General features: G+C 40.2%; 19 protein-coding genes. 4 read left to right on the top strand and 15 right to left on the bottom strand.

What is annotated here, in order from left to right; translation table 11 throughout:
- Positions 1 to 20 precede the first annotated feature (20 nt).
- Entirely contained in the window at positions 21 to 389 is a 369-nt protein-coding gene (locus H5079_RS15855) for a VOC family protein (RefSeq protein WP_182684469.1), read from the top strand.
- A gap of 135 nt (positions 390 to 524) precedes the next feature.
- On the opposite strand, the gene pdxJ is transcribed toward H5079_RS15855, so the two are convergent.
- The 10 genes from pdxJ to rpoE all read right to left on the bottom strand — a co-directional run bounded on the left by pdxJ (position 525) and on the right by rpoE (position 9,089).
- On the bottom strand, positions 525 to 1,256 hold the full coding sequence (gene pdxJ / locus H5079_RS15850; RefSeq protein WP_011327431.1) for a pyridoxine 5'-phosphate synthase: 732 nt from the start codon (positions 1,254 to 1,256) through the stop codon (positions 525 to 527).
- A 22-nt stretch (positions 1,257 to 1,278) separates the two neighbouring features.
- Positions 1,279 to 1,971 (bottom strand): DNA repair protein RecO, encoded by a 693-nt coding sequence (gene recO, locus H5079_RS15845; protein WP_011327430.1) that lies wholly within the window; start codon positions 1,969 to 1,971, stop codon positions 1,279 to 1,281.
- Positions 1,972 to 1,993: 22 nt separating this feature from the next.
- Positions 1,994 to 2,926 carry a GTPase Era gene (era, locus tag H5079_RS15840; RefSeq protein WP_182684467.1) on the bottom strand — a complete coding sequence of 311 codons (933 nt, stop codon included), beginning with the start codon at positions 2,924 to 2,926 and terminating at the stop codon, positions 1,994 to 1,996.
- Entirely contained in the window at positions 2,916 to 3,593 is a 678-nt protein-coding gene (gene rnc, locus H5079_RS15835) for a ribonuclease III (protein ID WP_041454353.1), read from the bottom strand. The genes era and rnc overlap by 11 nt, the downstream gene beginning before the upstream one ends.
- A 2-nt stretch (positions 3,594 to 3,595) precedes the next feature.
- Positions 3,596 to 4,531, bottom strand: coding sequence for a signal peptidase I (lepB, locus tag H5079_RS15830; protein ID WP_058372740.1), 936 nt, complete (start codon positions 4,529 to 4,531; stop codon positions 3,596 to 3,598).
- A 16-nt stretch (positions 4,532 to 4,547) separates the two neighbouring features.
- Positions 4,548 to 6,338 (bottom strand): translation elongation factor 4, encoded by a 1,791-nt coding sequence (gene lepA, locus H5079_RS15825; protein ID WP_182684465.1) that lies wholly within the window; start codon positions 6,336 to 6,338, stop codon positions 4,548 to 4,550.
- Between the two features lie 122 nt (positions 6,339 to 6,460).
- Entirely contained in the window at positions 6,461 to 6,910 is a 450-nt protein-coding gene (locus H5079_RS15820; RefSeq protein WP_011327425.1) for a SoxR reducing system RseC family protein, read from the bottom strand.
- Between the two features lie 20 nt (positions 6,911 to 6,930).
- Positions 6,931 to 7,884: a MucB/RseB C-terminal domain-containing protein gene (locus H5079_RS15815; RefSeq protein ID WP_011327424.1), complete on the bottom strand. Its 954-nt coding sequence runs from the start codon at positions 7,882 to 7,884 to the stop codon at positions 6,931 to 6,933.
- Positions 7,885 to 7,888: 4 nt separating this feature from the next.
- The gene (locus H5079_RS15810; protein ID WP_011327423.1) at positions 7,889 to 8,506 is read right to left on the bottom strand and encodes a sigma-E factor negative regulatory protein; all 618 of its coding nucleotides are present in this window, start codon (positions 8,504 to 8,506) and stop codon (positions 7,889 to 7,891) included.
- A gap of 1 nt (position 8,507) precedes the next feature.
- A complete protein-coding gene (rpoE, locus tag H5079_RS15805; protein ID WP_011327422.1) occupies positions 8,508 to 9,089 on the bottom strand; it encodes an RNA polymerase sigma factor RpoE in 582 nt (193 codons plus the stop codon).
- Positions 9,090 to 9,333: 244 nt separating this feature from the next.
- Between rpoE and nadB the strand changes: the two genes are divergently transcribed.
- Positions 9,334 to 10,941: an L-aspartate oxidase gene (nadB, locus tag H5079_RS15800; protein ID WP_011327421.1), complete on the top strand. Its 1,608-nt coding sequence runs from the start codon at positions 9,334 to 9,336 to the stop codon at positions 10,939 to 10,941.
- Here the strand turns inward: nadB and H5079_RS15795 are convergent.
- Together H5079_RS15795 and H5079_RS15790 are read right to left on the bottom strand one after the other, a co-directional pair.
- On the bottom strand, positions 10,919 to 11,287 hold the full coding sequence (locus tag H5079_RS15795; RefSeq protein WP_041454661.1) for a hypothetical protein: 369 nt from the start codon (positions 11,285 to 11,287) through the stop codon (positions 10,919 to 10,921). The two genes, nadB and H5079_RS15795, sit on opposite strands and share 23 nt — an antisense overlap.
- A gap of 40 nt (positions 11,288 to 11,327) precedes the next feature.
- Entirely contained in the window at positions 11,328 to 11,579 is a 252-nt protein-coding gene (locus H5079_RS15790) for a succinate dehydrogenase assembly factor 2 (RefSeq protein ID WP_011327419.1), read from the bottom strand.
- A 164-nt stretch (positions 11,580 to 11,743) separates the two neighbouring features.
- Between H5079_RS15790 and ygfZ the strand changes: the two genes are divergently transcribed.
- Both ygfZ and H5079_RS15780 read left to right on the top strand, forming a co-directional pair.
- The gene (gene ygfZ, locus H5079_RS15785; protein WP_182684463.1) at positions 11,744 to 12,655 is read left to right on the top strand and encodes a tRNA-modifying protein YgfZ; all 912 of its coding nucleotides are present in this window, start codon (positions 11,744 to 11,746) and stop codon (positions 12,653 to 12,655) included.
- Between the two features lie 12 nt (positions 12,656 to 12,667).
- On the top strand, positions 12,668 to 13,153 hold the full coding sequence (locus H5079_RS15780; protein WP_011327417.1) for a peptidylprolyl isomerase: 486 nt from the start codon (positions 12,668 to 12,670) through the stop codon (positions 13,151 to 13,153).
- Between the two features lie 67 nt (positions 13,154 to 13,220).
- Here H5079_RS15780 and H5079_RS15775 read toward each other — a convergent pair whose 3' ends face one another.
- The 3 genes from H5079_RS15775 to H5079_RS15765 form a co-directional block, all read right to left on the bottom strand.
- Positions 13,221 to 13,697, bottom strand: coding sequence for a hypothetical protein (locus H5079_RS15775; protein ID WP_086995032.1), 477 nt, complete (start codon positions 13,695 to 13,697; stop codon positions 13,221 to 13,223).
- Positions 13,698 to 13,742: 45 nt separating this feature from the next.
- Positions 13,743 to 14,525 carry a DUF481 domain-containing protein gene (locus tag H5079_RS15770; protein WP_086995029.1) on the bottom strand — a complete coding sequence of 261 codons (783 nt, stop codon included), beginning with the start codon at positions 14,523 to 14,525 and terminating at the stop codon, positions 13,743 to 13,745.
- Between the two features lie 79 nt (positions 14,526 to 14,604).
- On the bottom strand, positions 14,605 to 14,925 hold the full coding sequence (locus tag H5079_RS15765) for an HI1450 family dsDNA-mimic protein (RefSeq protein ID WP_011327414.1): 321 nt from the start codon (positions 14,923 to 14,925) through the stop codon (positions 14,605 to 14,607).
- Positions 14,926 to 15,088: the final 163 nt, after the last annotated feature.

The raw sequence follows: 15,088 nt of genomic DNA, 5'->3' as shown, positions 1-15,088 counted from the left end.
AATAAACAGGAAGATACTTTATGAGCAATAACAAAGTAATTGGTAGTATTGAATGGCGCGATCTTACTGTGGCTGATGCACAGCAAATCAGCGACTTTTATGCACACGTTGTTGGTTGGCAAAAAGAGCCTGTAGATATGGGCAGTTACAATGATTTTAATATGAATAACGCACAAGGGACAATTGCAGGCATTTGCCATGCTAAGGGCGATAACGCCAATTTACCAGCACAGTGGTTAATGTATGTTCGCGTAGAAAATGCTCAGCTTAGCGCACAAAAAACGCTGGAGTTAGGAGGCGAAATTATTAAAGGGCCGACTGAATATGGTGGCGAAAGCTATTTTATTATTCGCGATCCAAGTGGCGCTATTTTAGCAGTGTATTCTTAACTTTTAGTGGCTTTAATTGTACTCACCCAAGCTAGTTGCTAACTTGCATAACAGCCGGGCTCAAAATTAGAAGCTCCATGCACCTAATATAACTAAGTAGCAAGAAGCTTCAAGTAGCTTATTTAAAGCGAGGCTTTAGGCACGCGCTTCAAGCATTAAGCGTTTCATATCGCGTACGGCTTTATCTAGCCCATCAATGGCGGCACGAGCAATAATGGCGTGACCAATATTAAGCTCATAAATTTCTTCCATTGCGGCAATTGGTTTTACATTATGGTAATGCAAACCATGGCCCGCATTGACAATTAAGCCAATACTGGCTGCGTATTTAACGCCTTGGCGAATATGTTCAAGCTCTTTGCTTATTGCCTCATCGGTTGTAGCATCTGCATAAGCACCGGTATGAATTTCAACATACGGAGCGCCTGTTGCTTTAGCTGCATCTAGCTGCGCTTTATCAGCATCAATAAATAACGAAACTTTAATACCTGCGTCGCTCAAGGTTTTTGTTGCTGCGGTAATTTTTTCAAGATTACCCGCCACATCAAGTCCGCCTTCGGTGGTTAGCTCTTCGCGTTTTTCTGGCACTAGGCATACGTACTCAGGTTTTACCTCAAGTGCAATATTGATCATTTCATCGGTTACGGCTGTTTCAAGGTTCATGCGTGTTTGAATGGTTTTAGCCATTACATACACGTCACGGTCTTGAATATGACGGCGATCTTCACGTAAATGAATAGTGATACCGTCGGCTCCTGCATGCTCAGCTACACTTGCTGCATGTGCTGGATCAGGGTAGCTAGTGCCACGTGCTTGGCGAAGTGTTGCAATATGATCAACGTTTACACCCAAAAGAATATCTTTCATTATTTTACCTGTAAAATTACGTTTATTGAGAGGCCGCAAATAACTCACGACTTTTTAATGGTTTATTACCAAGTAGTGGCTTTAATAAGTAGCGGCTTAATTGCTTTGCCATATATAACACATCTGCTTGGCTAAAGTCATGATTAGCTATGGCATTAAGTTGCAAACCGCTAAATCCAGAGCGCGGATCGTCTTGTACTAAAAAGCCAACTTCTGCAAAATAGCTATACGTTCGCTTTTCATCTATGGGTTCACCGCTGGCGTCAAAACTAAAATCGACGCCATAACCTAATAATTCTAATAGTTGAAATTCGTAAGAACGCAGTACTGCTTGTAAATTAGCACCGCTATTAAGGTTTTTTAAGTGCGTATTATAAAGCTGAAAAACCTGATCAATCGGTTCATTAATTGGCACAATTCGATTAGTTAATTCATTTAAATAAAAGCCGCAATAAAGCTCATCACCTTTTAAAAAAAGTGGCGTTCCGTGCAGTTCAAATTTGTTGATGTATTTTAAATCGTACTTGCCGTTGTAATGTACCAACAAGGCTTGGAAAGGTTGTAATTGCGCTTTATGTTTAGTGGCCTGGCGGCCACTAATACGGGCTAGCATTCTAAGTTGGCCAACGCCTTCTACTAGCATATCAAGCATTACTTGGGAGTCACTATAAGGACGCCGATGTAATAAATACGCTCTGTAGAAGTCGCTATCCATAATTTAAACTGCTAGCAGATTATTAGTCTTCACCATAACCTAGGCTTCTTAATGCGCGCTCGTCATCAGCCCAACCCGATTTAACTTTAACCCAAAGCTCTAAAAACACTTTATTATCGAGCATTTCTTCAAGATCTTTACGTGCTTCGCGACCAATGGTTTTTAGCTTTTCGCCTTTATTACCAATCACCATACGCTTTTGTGTTTCGCGCTCAACGAGTATTAAACCATTGATATGCCAAATACCGTTTTCTTGCCATTTAAACTGCTCTATTTCAACAGTAACAGAATACGGTAGCTCCTCGCCCATAAAACGCATTAGCTTTTCACGAATGGTTTCTGCTGCCATAAAGCGCATTGAACGGTCGGTTACGTAGTCTTCTGGAAAATAAAATTCACTTGGCTGAAGGCGTTTAGTTACTTCAGCTTTGATCAAGTCGATATTTTTACCTTGCTCAGCCGACACTGGCATAATACCAATAAAGTCAAACTTGTCGCCTAACCACTTCATATGAGGCAGCACTAGGTCGCGATCTTTTACTAAATCTATTTTATTGAGCACCAATAATACCGGCTTACCACTTTGCGATACTTTATTAAGTACCATGTCGTCATCGGCATTCCAGTGGGTGCCTTCAACTACAAATATAATAAGCTCTACATCACCAATTGAACTTGATGCTGCACGGTTCATTAAGCGGTTAATAGCACGTTTTTCTTCAACGTGTAGGCCAGGTGTATCAACGTAAACAGCTTGATGCTTACCTTCGGTATGAATACCCATAATACGGTGGCGTGTGGTTTGTGGCTTACGTGAGGTAATACTAACCTTTTGCTCAATAATTTTATTAAGTAAAGTAGATTTACCTACGTTAGGGCGCCCTACTATTGCGATCATGCCGCAAAACGTATCTATATCGCCATCGTGTGGTTGTATTAAGGTATCAAGGTTCATTTTTAAGTATCTTCAATGCTTTTTCAGCAGCTTTTTGTTCGGCTTTACGACGCGAGCTACCAACAGAAATAATGCTATCCATGCCATCAACAATACATTCAACCGTGAATGTTTGATTGTGTGCCTGGCCTTTTGTATCAACAACTGTATAGCCCGGTAACGATAGTTTACGAGCTTGCAAATGCTCTTGCAGCAGGGTCTTAGGATCTTTTTGATTAAGCCCTGGTGAAATAGCATTTAAACGCTCTTCATACCAAGATAAAATTAATTCGCCACAGCGTTCAATATCCGAATCTAAAAACACAGCGCCAATAATCGCCTCTACGGCATCGGCAAGTGTTGACTCGCGACGAAAGCCGCCACTTTTTAGCTCGCCTGGACCTAAGCGTAAATAATCCCCTAAGCCAAACTCTAAGCCAAATTCAGCCAATGTTTGACCACGCACTAAGGTAGAGCGCATACGGCTTAAATCGCCTTCACGCGCTTTAGGAAATTTAGCATACAGCGCATTTGCAATCACAAAGCTTAAAATTGAATCGCCTAAAAATTCTAGTCGCTCGTTATGCTGACCTTTATGACTACGATGCGTCATTGCTTGCTCAAGCAAGCCTTGATCTGCAAATATGTAGTCTATTGTTTTGTATAGTTCTGTTACATTTTTTTTCATTGCTATTGAATATTACCTAGGCGTTCAAAACGAACACCAGTTGGAACCCATCCTGGTAAAATGTCATCTGGGCCATTATCAAATTCAAAACTCATCCATATAAAGACAGCTTTACCCACCAAGTTTTCTTTTGGCACAAAACCCCAAAAGCGACTATCTTGGCTGTTATCGCGATTATCACCCATCATAAAATAATGATCAGCAGGAACAACCCATTCATCGGTAGGTGTACCTGGTTGCTGATAATAACGCCCTTTACGTTCAGGCGCCTGAGGGTTAATTAAAATATCATGGCTTAACGTAGTTAAGTTTTCATTTAAACGCGCTAATGCCATTGAGCCTTGCTTAAATTCGTCATCATTAATTAATTTAAAATCAATTTTATTAAATTCATTACAAAGCAGCTCACCCTGCTGGGTTTCACCAGCTTTACAATTTGGTTGAATATATAAACGCTTATCACGATAAACAATTTTATCGCCAGGCAAGCCTATTGTGCGTTTAATAAAATCGACCTTTTCGTCTAGCGGGTATTTAAAAACAATAATATCACCACGCTCAGGCTCACCTACATCAACTAATTGGCTGCGCCATACTGGGTCTTTAATCCCGTACGAATACTTTTGCACTAAAATAAAATCTCCTACTAATAAAGTAGGCATCATTGAACCTGAAGGTATTTGAAACGGTTCAAACATAAACGATCTAAATATAGTGATAGCAGCAATCATCGGAAAAATCGACTTTGCTGTTTCAGTAAGCATAGGCTCTGGTGCGATTAATGCGGCAGTTTCTTCATCTAATTTACCACCAGCAGAAGCCTCTGCCATAGCCAAATGCGCATTTCGTTTCGGCGCAAACATTAAGTGGTCTATTAACCATATTAGACCTGAGCCTAAGGTTAATAGCACCAATAAAACTGAAAAATAGCCAGCCATTTATAATCCTTTGTTTTTATTTACCAACTTTTAAAATAGCTAAAAACGCTTCTTGAGGCACTTCAACGTTACCTACTTGCTTCATGCGTTTTTTACCATCTTTTTGCTTTTTAAGTAGCTTTTTCTTACGACTCACGTCACCGCCGTAACACTTAGCAATTACGTTTTTACGCATCTGTTTTATCGTAGTACGGGCAATAACATGTCCGCCAATAGCTGCTTGAATCGCAATATCAAACATTTGACGTGGAATTAGCTCTTTTAGTGCATCGGCTAATTGGCGACCACGTGATTGCGCACTATCGCGGTGAGCAATGATCGCCAGCGCGTCGACGCGCTCTGAGTTGATCAAAATATCAACACGTACCATATCTGATGTTTGGAAATGCTTAAAGTTGTAATCAAGCGATGCAAAGCCACGACTGGTTGATTTTAACTTATCAAAAAAGTCCATAACTACTTCTGCCATAGGAAGTTCGTAAGTTACCGCAACTTGCTTACCATGATATGACATTTTAGTTTGCATGCCACGCTTATCAACACACAAGGTAATAACACTACCTAAGTATTCTTGCGGCACTAAAATATTGGCTTCTACAATCGGTTCACGAATTTCTAAAATATCGTTTACCGCAGGTAAATCAGATGGGTTATCAATTTGGAAAGTCCCGTCTTTTTTAGTCACTACTTCATAAATTACGGTTGGTGCTGTGGTAATTAAATCAATATCGTATTCACGTTCTAAACGCTCTTGAATAATTTCCATGTGTAGCATGCCTAAAAAGCCACAACGAAAACCAAAACCAAGTGCTGTTGAGTTCTCTGGTTCGAAAAATAACGACGCATCGTTTAAGCTTAATTTATTAAGCGCATCACGAAACGATTCATATTCATCAGAAGCAATTGGGAACATACCTGCATACACTTGTGGTTTTATTTTTTGAAAACCAGGTAAACGCAATGGTGCCGCATTTTTTTGATGAGTAATAGTATCGCCAACAGGTGCACCATGTATTTCTTTAATACCAGCAATTACAAAGCCTACTTCACCGGTTCTTAAAATACCTGTGTTAGTTTGCTTTGGTGTAAATACACCTACCTGATCGGCTGTGTGTACGTGATCGTTCGACATGATTTTAATTTTGTCGCCCGCGCGCAGTTCACCGTGCTTAATGCGCACTAATGATACAACACCTTGGTATGGGTCAAACCATGAGTCAATTATAAGTGCTTGAAGAGGAGCATCTTTATCGCCAACCGGTGGCGGTACATCTTTAACTATCATTTCAAGTACTTCGGCAATACCAACGCCAGTTTTAGCGCTACATTGCACTGCATCTAGGGCATCAATACCAATAATATCTTCAATTTCTTCAGCCACACGAAGCGGATCGGCTTGTGGTAAATCTATTTTATTAAGTACAGGTATTACTTCTAAGTTCATTTCAATGGCAGTGTAACAATTTGCCAGTGTTTGTGCTTCAACACCTTGACCAGCATCTACAACGAGTAACGCACCTTCACATGCTGCTAATGAGCGTGATACTTCATAAGTAAAATCAACATGCCCTGGGGTGTCGATAAAGTTAAGCTGGTAGGTTTCGCCGTCGTTGGCTTTATAATTCAAGGTTACACTTTGCGCTTTAATGGTAATACCACGTTCGCGCTCAATATCCATTGAATCCAAAACCTGTTTTTGCATTTCACGGTCGGTTAAACCACCACAAACTTGGATCAAACGATCTGAAAGGGTCGATTTACCATGGTCAATGTGGGCGATGATCGAAAAATTACGGATATGCTTCATAAAATGGATTCTAAACTCTATTTTAATGGACTAAGTAGATATACCTAAACAACTTGAAAATATTTGTTTTTATATTTTCAAGTTGCTGTGGCGTAAGCGGGCAATTTTACATTTAATTGGCATCAATCACCATCTATTTGAGTTAAAGGAAGGCTAATTGGATGAATTTTTATCACTTTGATATCATGCCTGAATGATTTAACCCACATTTTAGCCATTAAAAAGCCAATACCGCCACCCAAAGCAGCAGCTAAAATTTGCCATCCTTCGGTAACTAACAGTAATTCAGCGGCAACTAGCGCAAAGCCTAGGCTTAAAAATAGCGGCAACATATATACAGTAAAGGCGTGTTTAACAACGTGGCTGTCATCAAGCGACAAGGTGATTTTTTGTCCCACCACTACGGGCGTGTCAAATTTATAGGGAAAGGTTTTTTTAGCACTGCCAAATAACTTACTAAACACCTGCGATCCACAACGACCATTACAGCCTTCGCATGCTTGTTTTTGTTGTGCCTCTAAATGTGCAATGTGGCCACTAAGGGCCACAACTTTTAAGGTTTGTTCTATCATAACAACTCTTTATAAATCGTTTATAATGCGCGGGTCACCGACTCTGCAATTTTTTTGGCCGTTAAACTAGGAATATTACCCACCACCGAAACATCAAAATTACCGCCGTTGTGCACATAAACTGTGGTTGCCCCAGAGGTGAGTGAGCCACTTAAGCGCTTACCCGGCAAAGGTCTTTGTATAAATACCGACACTTCTACAAAGCCATCTGAAAATAAATAGTAGTCGGTTAATTCATTATTTAAATCTAATTTATGGCGGTCTGATTTTAATAATTCAAAGCCTGCTGGCAACCAGTCTATTTTCCACGTTTTTGCCGTATTACTGTCCAATGTTTCGAGTGAGTTATTTGGTAACGGGGTTGGAAAGTTGCGATTAAGTATTTCCAGCAACATACTAGCAGGCTGCTCTGTAACACTTATGTGGGTAAGTTGCAGTTGCTCTAAAGCTTCGCCTTGATGATTAACATAGGCCGCTTTTAGTAATAAAGAGGATTCCATATCAAGCCAAATCCAGTAGTTATATTTGTCTTCATCTTTAGATTCTATACGTACTAACTGAGCTGCTCGTCCTGATATACGCCCTTTTCCACCAAGTACAAAGTCATAATGGCCACTTAAACGCTCAACGTTTTTAAACAGTACTTCAGGAATTGGCCCTGCAATTGAATCAGTTGTAAGTGAATAAGGCTCTGATTGCGGCTCAAAATAAGTAACTTGGTTGTCAACGCGTACCATTTCTAGGCCCGCGCCATTGAGTAAACTTAAGTGTTCTATCTCAATGTCATCTTGTTTTGCATGTAACCAACGGTAGGGTTCCATGGTTTTACCTTTAACAACCACAAACGAGGCGTCAAAGTTACGGGTATGAACGGCATTAGCCATTTTAAGCAGTAAATCTTTGGCAGGATTGGTGTCGCTGGCAAAGGTATTAAAGCTGATTGCCAGCGACAGAATAAAAGTAATTACTTTCATTTAATTAGTTGTTTTCCTCTGGTTTTTTTGCATCCGTTTGCGCAGCCTCTAATGAATGTGCAACACGAGCTTGGCGTTGATGCTCTAAAACAAGTGCGCCAATACGTTGCTGCTGCAATTCACGCAAACCATTTTCTGCGTTTTTAAGCGCGGGCTCCGATGAATAACTCACTGGTGATGCAGTACCTGTAAAAGGTGTTGTTTGCAGCAATGGAATTTCGCTTTGTTGCGCGCCATCGCCCTGTGGCAACATATTTACGCCTACAATAGCAAACATAGCAACACTTGCTGCAATCGCAAGTTGTGCCACTGGCTTGCGCCAATTAAATGCCACAACTTTATTGTCGTTTATAGTATCACTTTGCGGCGCAGATTGCGCTTTAGACTGACTGAAATCTGCATATACTGGTTCGCTTTCGAGTGCTAACGCAACACGCTTGCTAATATCAATATGAATATCGCTGTGATCTTTTTGAGCTCGCATTGCATCACCAATTAACGCATAACGGCCAAAGGTAGCAACGTCTTGCTCTGCAATTTTTGCATCTGCTAGTTGTTGCTCGCCGTCAAGTAATGCAGATAACGATTCGTCATCTAACCTGTTAACGTGTGCTTTTATCATACTAAGACTCGCCTATTAATGGGTTTAATTTGTTATCAATTGCTTCACGGGCACGAAATATACGCGAACGTACCGTCCCGACTGGGCAATCCATTACCACAGCTATTTCTTCATAGCTCATCCCTTCAATTTCTCTGAGGGTGATTGCGGTTTTAAGATCTTCAGGCAAACTATCAATCGTATTAAAAATAACAGCGCGTACTTCTTCGCTCAGCAGTAAATTTTCAGGAGATGCGTTAGAACGCATTGAGTCCGCGCAGTCATAAAATTCGGCATCTTGTGCGTCTATATCACTTGCTGGCGGTTTACGTCCCTGAGCTACTAAATAATTTTTAGCACAATTTACTGCAATACGGTACAACCAAGTATAAAAGGCACTATCGCCCCTGAAGTTAGGAAGCGCACGATAAGCTTTTATAAACGCTTCTTGTGCTACATCTGCAATATCACCCTGATTTGACACATAACGTGAGATCAAACCGGCAATTTTGTTTTGATACTTCTTTACTAATAGGTTGAAGGCGTTTTTATCTCCTTGCTGAACCCTTTTTACTAGCGCTAAATCTTGATCCTGCTCGCTCATTCGAGCCGGTACTCCTGTGTCTAATTTTTGCTTATCATTCATAGTGTCGCCATTGTTCACAGATACTCTGACTCTTACATGAATAAAAAGTTCTGCTTTATATTGTTTTTTTATTAAATAGTCGTAAATAACCGTAGTTAGAGCCAAAATTACTACTTGGTATGATGGCAAATATGATACAACTACCACTATTGAAAACAAACATTGCTCTATATGGGCATTGTAACCGCAAAGTACCTCTGACATGAACCAAAATAAACATCACATTGCAGATGTCGCTATTATCGGTAGCGGCGCAGCGGGCTTATCACTTGCCTTATCTTTAGCTAACTATTGTAACGTTACCGTAATCAGTAAGGGAGCACTCACTGAAGGCTCCACACTCTATGCCCAAGGTGGTATAGCCGCGGTATTTGATAAGAAACATGACAGTATAGAATCACATGTGCAAGACACGCTCGATGCGGGCGGTGGCTTATGCGACAAAGAAGCAGTGCACTATACCGCTAGTAATGCCCACGATTGTTTGCAATGGTTAATTAATCAAGGCGTACCGTTTGATATAGAGCTGGATAGCCATGGTAAAGAGCGTTTTCATTTAACGCGTGAAGGCGGCCACAGCCACCGACGTATTTTACACGCCGCCGACGCTACTGGTAAAGCCGTACAAACTACATTAATCAGCCAAGTTCAAGCCCACAAAAACATCACCCTGTTAGAGCATTACAACGCCATTGATTTAATTACAGATAAAAGCGGCAATAAAGCCAGCTCGCATATAAATGGCATGTATGTATGGAATAAAAACGCAAAAAAAGTAGAAACAATTGCGGCTAAATTTGTTGCTTTAGCTACAGGTGGTGCTAGTAAAGTGTATTTGTATACTTCAAACCCTGATGTTTCCAGTGGTGATGGTATTGCTATGGCATGGCGTGCGGGTTGTAGAGTGGCGAACATGGAATTTAACCAGTTTCATCCAACCAGTTTGTACCACCCTGAATTACAAAACTTTTTAATTACCGAAGCAATGCGTGGTGAAGGCGCTTATTTAAGACGCCCCGACGGCAGCCGATTTATGCACGAGTTTGATGAGCGTGAAGAGCTTGCTCCTCGCGATATTGTTGCTCGCGCTATCGACTTTGAAATGAAACGTTTGGGTGCCAATTGCGTATTTTTAGACATTAGTCACAAAGATAAAGATTTTATTATTGAGCACTTCCCCACTATATATGCAAAGTGTCTAAGTGTCGGGCTCGATATTACCAAAGATCCTATTCCTGTTGTACCTGCAGCGCATTATACCTGTGGTGGAGTAATGACTGACTTTAATGGTAAAACCGATTTAGATAACTTATATGCAGTAGGTGAAGTTGCTTATACCGGCTTACATGGTGCTAATCGTATGGCGAGTAACTCATTACTAGAGTGTATTGTGTTTGCCCATGCGGCTGCAAAAGACATTTTAAGCAAAATTGAACATGCACCAGAGCCCATTAATCTGCCGCACTGGGATGAAAGCCGCGTAGCTAATTCAGATGAAGAAATAGTGATTACTCACAACTGGCATGAACTAAGGTTGTTTATGTGGGACTACGTGGGTATTGTGCGCTCAACTAAACGCTTAGAGCGTGCACTACATAGAGTTGAGTTGTTACAGCAGGAAATACATGACTATTACGCTAACTTTAGAGTTAGTAATAACTTGTTAGAGCTGCGTAATTTGGTACAAGTTGCCGAACTAATTATTCGCAGTGCACTTGAGCGTAAAGAAAGCCGTGGCCTGCACTACACTATTGACTACCCAGAGCAAAACGCTAATCCAACACCTACTATTTTAACTCCACAGCGTTAATTGCATTAAGTGTGGCGCGTTTTAGGCGCGCATAGCTTTGTACATCAACACTATTGGCTGTAATAATCAGCCAATAGTTGTTATTAAAACCCTTAATATAAAGCCAAACACTGTTGCCAATTAAGCGGCTTTTAGCACTTATTTCGCCTTGAATTAACCGTGTGCTATTTTCAAACCTAAACTGCTTTGGGGCTAAAATAATAACGCCTTCAAGTGGCTGTACTGCCTGCATTTTTAGCCATACAAGTATGGCCGCTACAAAGTTAACAACTATGCAAAAAATGATTGCCTCAAGTGAACTTAAAAATAAGCACAGCAATAATGTTAAAACACAAAAAAAGACCACAATAGGTTTATGGTCTGTTTTGTTTGCTGTAACTGTAAACCTATACACGAACTCGGTCTAAAATAAGTTGCACCATGCTGTTGAGCTGCTCATCTTTACATTCTTTATGGCCCATAAACCAAGCAAATAAGTCAGGATCTTCTTCGGTAAGTAAACGCTGAAAAATAGCTTGCTGTTCAACGCTAAGTGAATCAAAAGCATCCTCTACAAAGGGCATAAACAATACATCTAGCTCTAGCATGCCACGGCGACAAGCCCAACGGATACGTGCTTTACTATGAATTTCAGTCATTTTAAACCTCATATTTAATTGACCTGAGTTTAACAAATACCAATTAATTTAGCAGCTCTTAATCACTTATTAAAATAATAAAAACCCGTACAGAGTTAGCTGCTGTACCCAAGGTTGTATCTACGTTATTATGTTACCTCATTAAATAGTCAAAGAAGGTGTTTATGTCGATTGTTCATGCATGTGCTTTATCTCATCAGCTTATTAGCTTCTCTGGCGCAGATAAATTATCTTATCTTCACGGACAAATCACTCAGGATATCAACAAGCTAACCAACAACAATTATCTTTGGGCCGGGCACTGTAGCGCCAAAGGTAAGTTATGGGGCGTGTTTAAATTATTTTCTCATCAAGATCATTACTATTTAATTGGCTCTAAGGCTGAAGTAGAGTGCTCTTTAGCCGAGTTAAAAAAATATGCGGTATTTGCTAAAGTAGATATTAACGTAGCACCACAGCGATTAATTGGCTTAATTAGCGACGACTTTACTGAGTTACTCACACAACTTAATATCGAATTTGCGGCGCAAGACACTGCATGCGATTTTAGCCATGGTAAAGCTCTTAAGCTTACCGGCAATCGACTTTTACTAATGGTAGATGAGCAATTTAACTTGCCTGATAACGTAGTAACGCTTGATAACGATATGCTATGGCAACAAGCTGCTATTTTAGCCGGCGAGCCACAGCTTAATGAGCAAGCGATTGGTGAATACGTGCCGCAAATGGTTAACTTGCAAGCAATAGGTGGCATTAGCTTTAAAAAAGGCTGTTACGCAGGGCAAGAAACCGTAGCGCGAATGAAATACTTAGGTAAAAATAAGCGTGCTATGTATATCGTTTCAGGGCAAAGCGATGGGTTACTTACTGAGTTGGATCTAGAAAGACAACTAGGCGAAAACTGGCGCCGCGCTGGTAAACTTATCAGCCAGAGCTTTAATGAACAAAGTAAAACACTTACTGGCCTTGTAGTGTTGCCAAACGATACTGATGTTACTCAGGTACTTCGTGCAAAACACACTCCTTCGGTAGAGCTAAACATTCTTCCTCTACCCTACTCTCTTGAAGATGAATAAATAGGACTGACTATGATCGTTGCAGCAAACAAAGTGGTAAAAATGCATTATTCGGTATTAGATAATGACGGCAATACCATTGATAACTCGTTCGATGGCGAACCACTAATTTTTATTATTGGCACCGGCTATCTAATTTCAGGCCTAGAAAATGCTCTGCAAGGCAAACAAGCTGGCGACACGTTAAGCGTAAAAGTTGAACCTGATGAAGGTTACGGCGAACGTAGTGACAACTTAATGCAAGCTGTGCCTAAAGAAATGTTTGAAGGCATGGAAATTGAAGTGGGTATGCAGTTTCGTGCATCAACCGATGATGGCGATCAATCAGTCATGATCATCGACATTCAAGACGAAGAAGTTATTGTAGATGGTAATAACCCACTGGCTGGTATTACGCTTAACTTTAATGTAGAAATTTTAGAAGTACGCGATGCAACCGAAGAAGAACTAAGCCATGGTCATGTACATGGTGAAGGCGGTTGTGGTCACGACCACTAAAATGCCCTAAGCAAATAAAAAAGCGCCTAAGGCGCTTTTTTTGTTACTAAACTCAATTTAATTACATTTAAACCGCAGCAGGTTTAGCATCATCGGTAGCTGCTTTAAGTGTTTCTGCAGGTGCTATTTTACCTTCAAGCGCTGTGAGTAAGCCTTGCTGATCATTAGTACCCACTCTGTATAAAGTGCCATCTTTAAGGGTAAGTTGAATAGCACTAAAACCAGACACTGTATATATCCAGCCATCGTGGGTAATACGAATACCAATCCCATGACGATACGAGTTTTGCACCGCTTTAGCTTCTGCAATATCTGCAAGTGCAATACTTTGCCCAGCAACACCTGGACCAAATGCCCAACTAATATGAGTGTCATTTACTTTTACGGTTAAGCCATGAAACAAAAAACCCACCAGCACTAAAATACCGGCAAACACCATAAGTGGGCCATCAGCCCCAATTAAATTCCAGGCAAGGGCTACAAAGCCACCAATCCAGGCTAATACAAAAAATATAAATAGCGCATACTGCTTATGCTGATACATAACACTCTCAAAATTAAATAACGATACGATTAAAAATAAAACAACTTAAAAGCTATAAACTAATGTTGCGCTGAGCTCTGAGTCAAACTTGAGCTTATTTTCTTCAGGTTTGGAATTATAACGATACATATAAGCAAACTTAAGTGATACCCCACCAATTACTTGGCTGATCAAGGCTGTTTCTGATTTTAATCGTGAATTAAGCCCCGACAAAGACTGCTCTATACTTACATCTTGGTTAAAGCGCGTTCGCTCAGAAACCAACCGCTCCCATTGCATAGCAAAGCGCACTAAATAACCTACTTTGTTTTTATCATCTTCGCTAACATCAGACTGCTCCTCAGCCACAGAGCGATACAAACCAGGTCCTATATCAATATCAACTTTATTTTTAACGCCTTGGTAAACGCGCGCACCATAACCTGTTGCTACTGTACTTTTAAACGCTAGACCGCTAAATTTATCTTCTTCGTAATCGCCATAAATAAAAAATGAGGAATTCTTAACGCCTACTTTGTAGTTACCTTGCGCTGATATAAACACCCGGTTAGCGGTCACATCAGACTTTCCGGTGTCATCGTTATGATCGCGTTTGTATAAGGAATCTATTTTAAATTGATTACGCCAGCTTTCAAAATCTTGATAAAGGTTACCTTTGAGTTTAAAACTGGTCGAATTAGTATTGCCTTTACTTAATATAAAACCAAATTCGGTGTCGCCGTAAAGCATTTCGCCTTTATGTAAATCATGAATTTCTTCATCCGAGAGTTGTCCGTATTCATGAAAATCTTCAAAAGGATCGACAGCCCAACTTGGGCGGCAAACCATTAAAAAAATTAAGAATAAAAACTTACGCAAAACACTCTCTCTTGTAGGTGATCATAAAACAACTTTAACTAAAACTGAGTTACTCAGTCTCTTTCCATAAAATGTGACAAAAAGGCGCGTCTTTATCACGGCTAATTAAAATTTTAGCGAATAATACATCGTCATTTTCAAATTCTAAGCCTACTAACACCTGCAAAAAATGATCAGCTTCAACTTCTAGAGCAACAAAATCCTGCCATTGCTCATCGGGCTCGCCCTCTTCAATAAAACCAAGTTCTTCTCTGTATTGATTAAAAGTCTCAACGTCTTGCTCATTCAGGTTGCTTGGTGCCAATTCTAAAAAAATATCGTACGCTTGATGAGTTGCTTCTTCTTCTGTGTATAAACGCGGGCCTGACATGAGTAGTTAACCTTTGAGCTTTTAAAGTATGATCATAATACCAAAAGTTATCGTTGTTTTGAGAAAAAAACGCTGAAAAAACTGACTTTCTTCAGTCTCTTAATTGTTATAAGTAAAATCAATCAATTGAGACCTGCCGCTGAGTAATAAATTCATTTTATTT

It is taken from the genome of Pseudoalteromonas sp. SG44-5 (assembly GCF_014164175.1).
Classification (GTDB): Bacteria; Pseudomonadota; Gammaproteobacteria; order Enterobacterales; family Alteromonadaceae; genus Pseudoalteromonas; species Pseudoalteromonas nigrifaciens.
The sequence above is the reverse complement of the archived record's forward strand: the minus strand, read 5'-3'. Positions and strand labels throughout refer to the sequence as shown.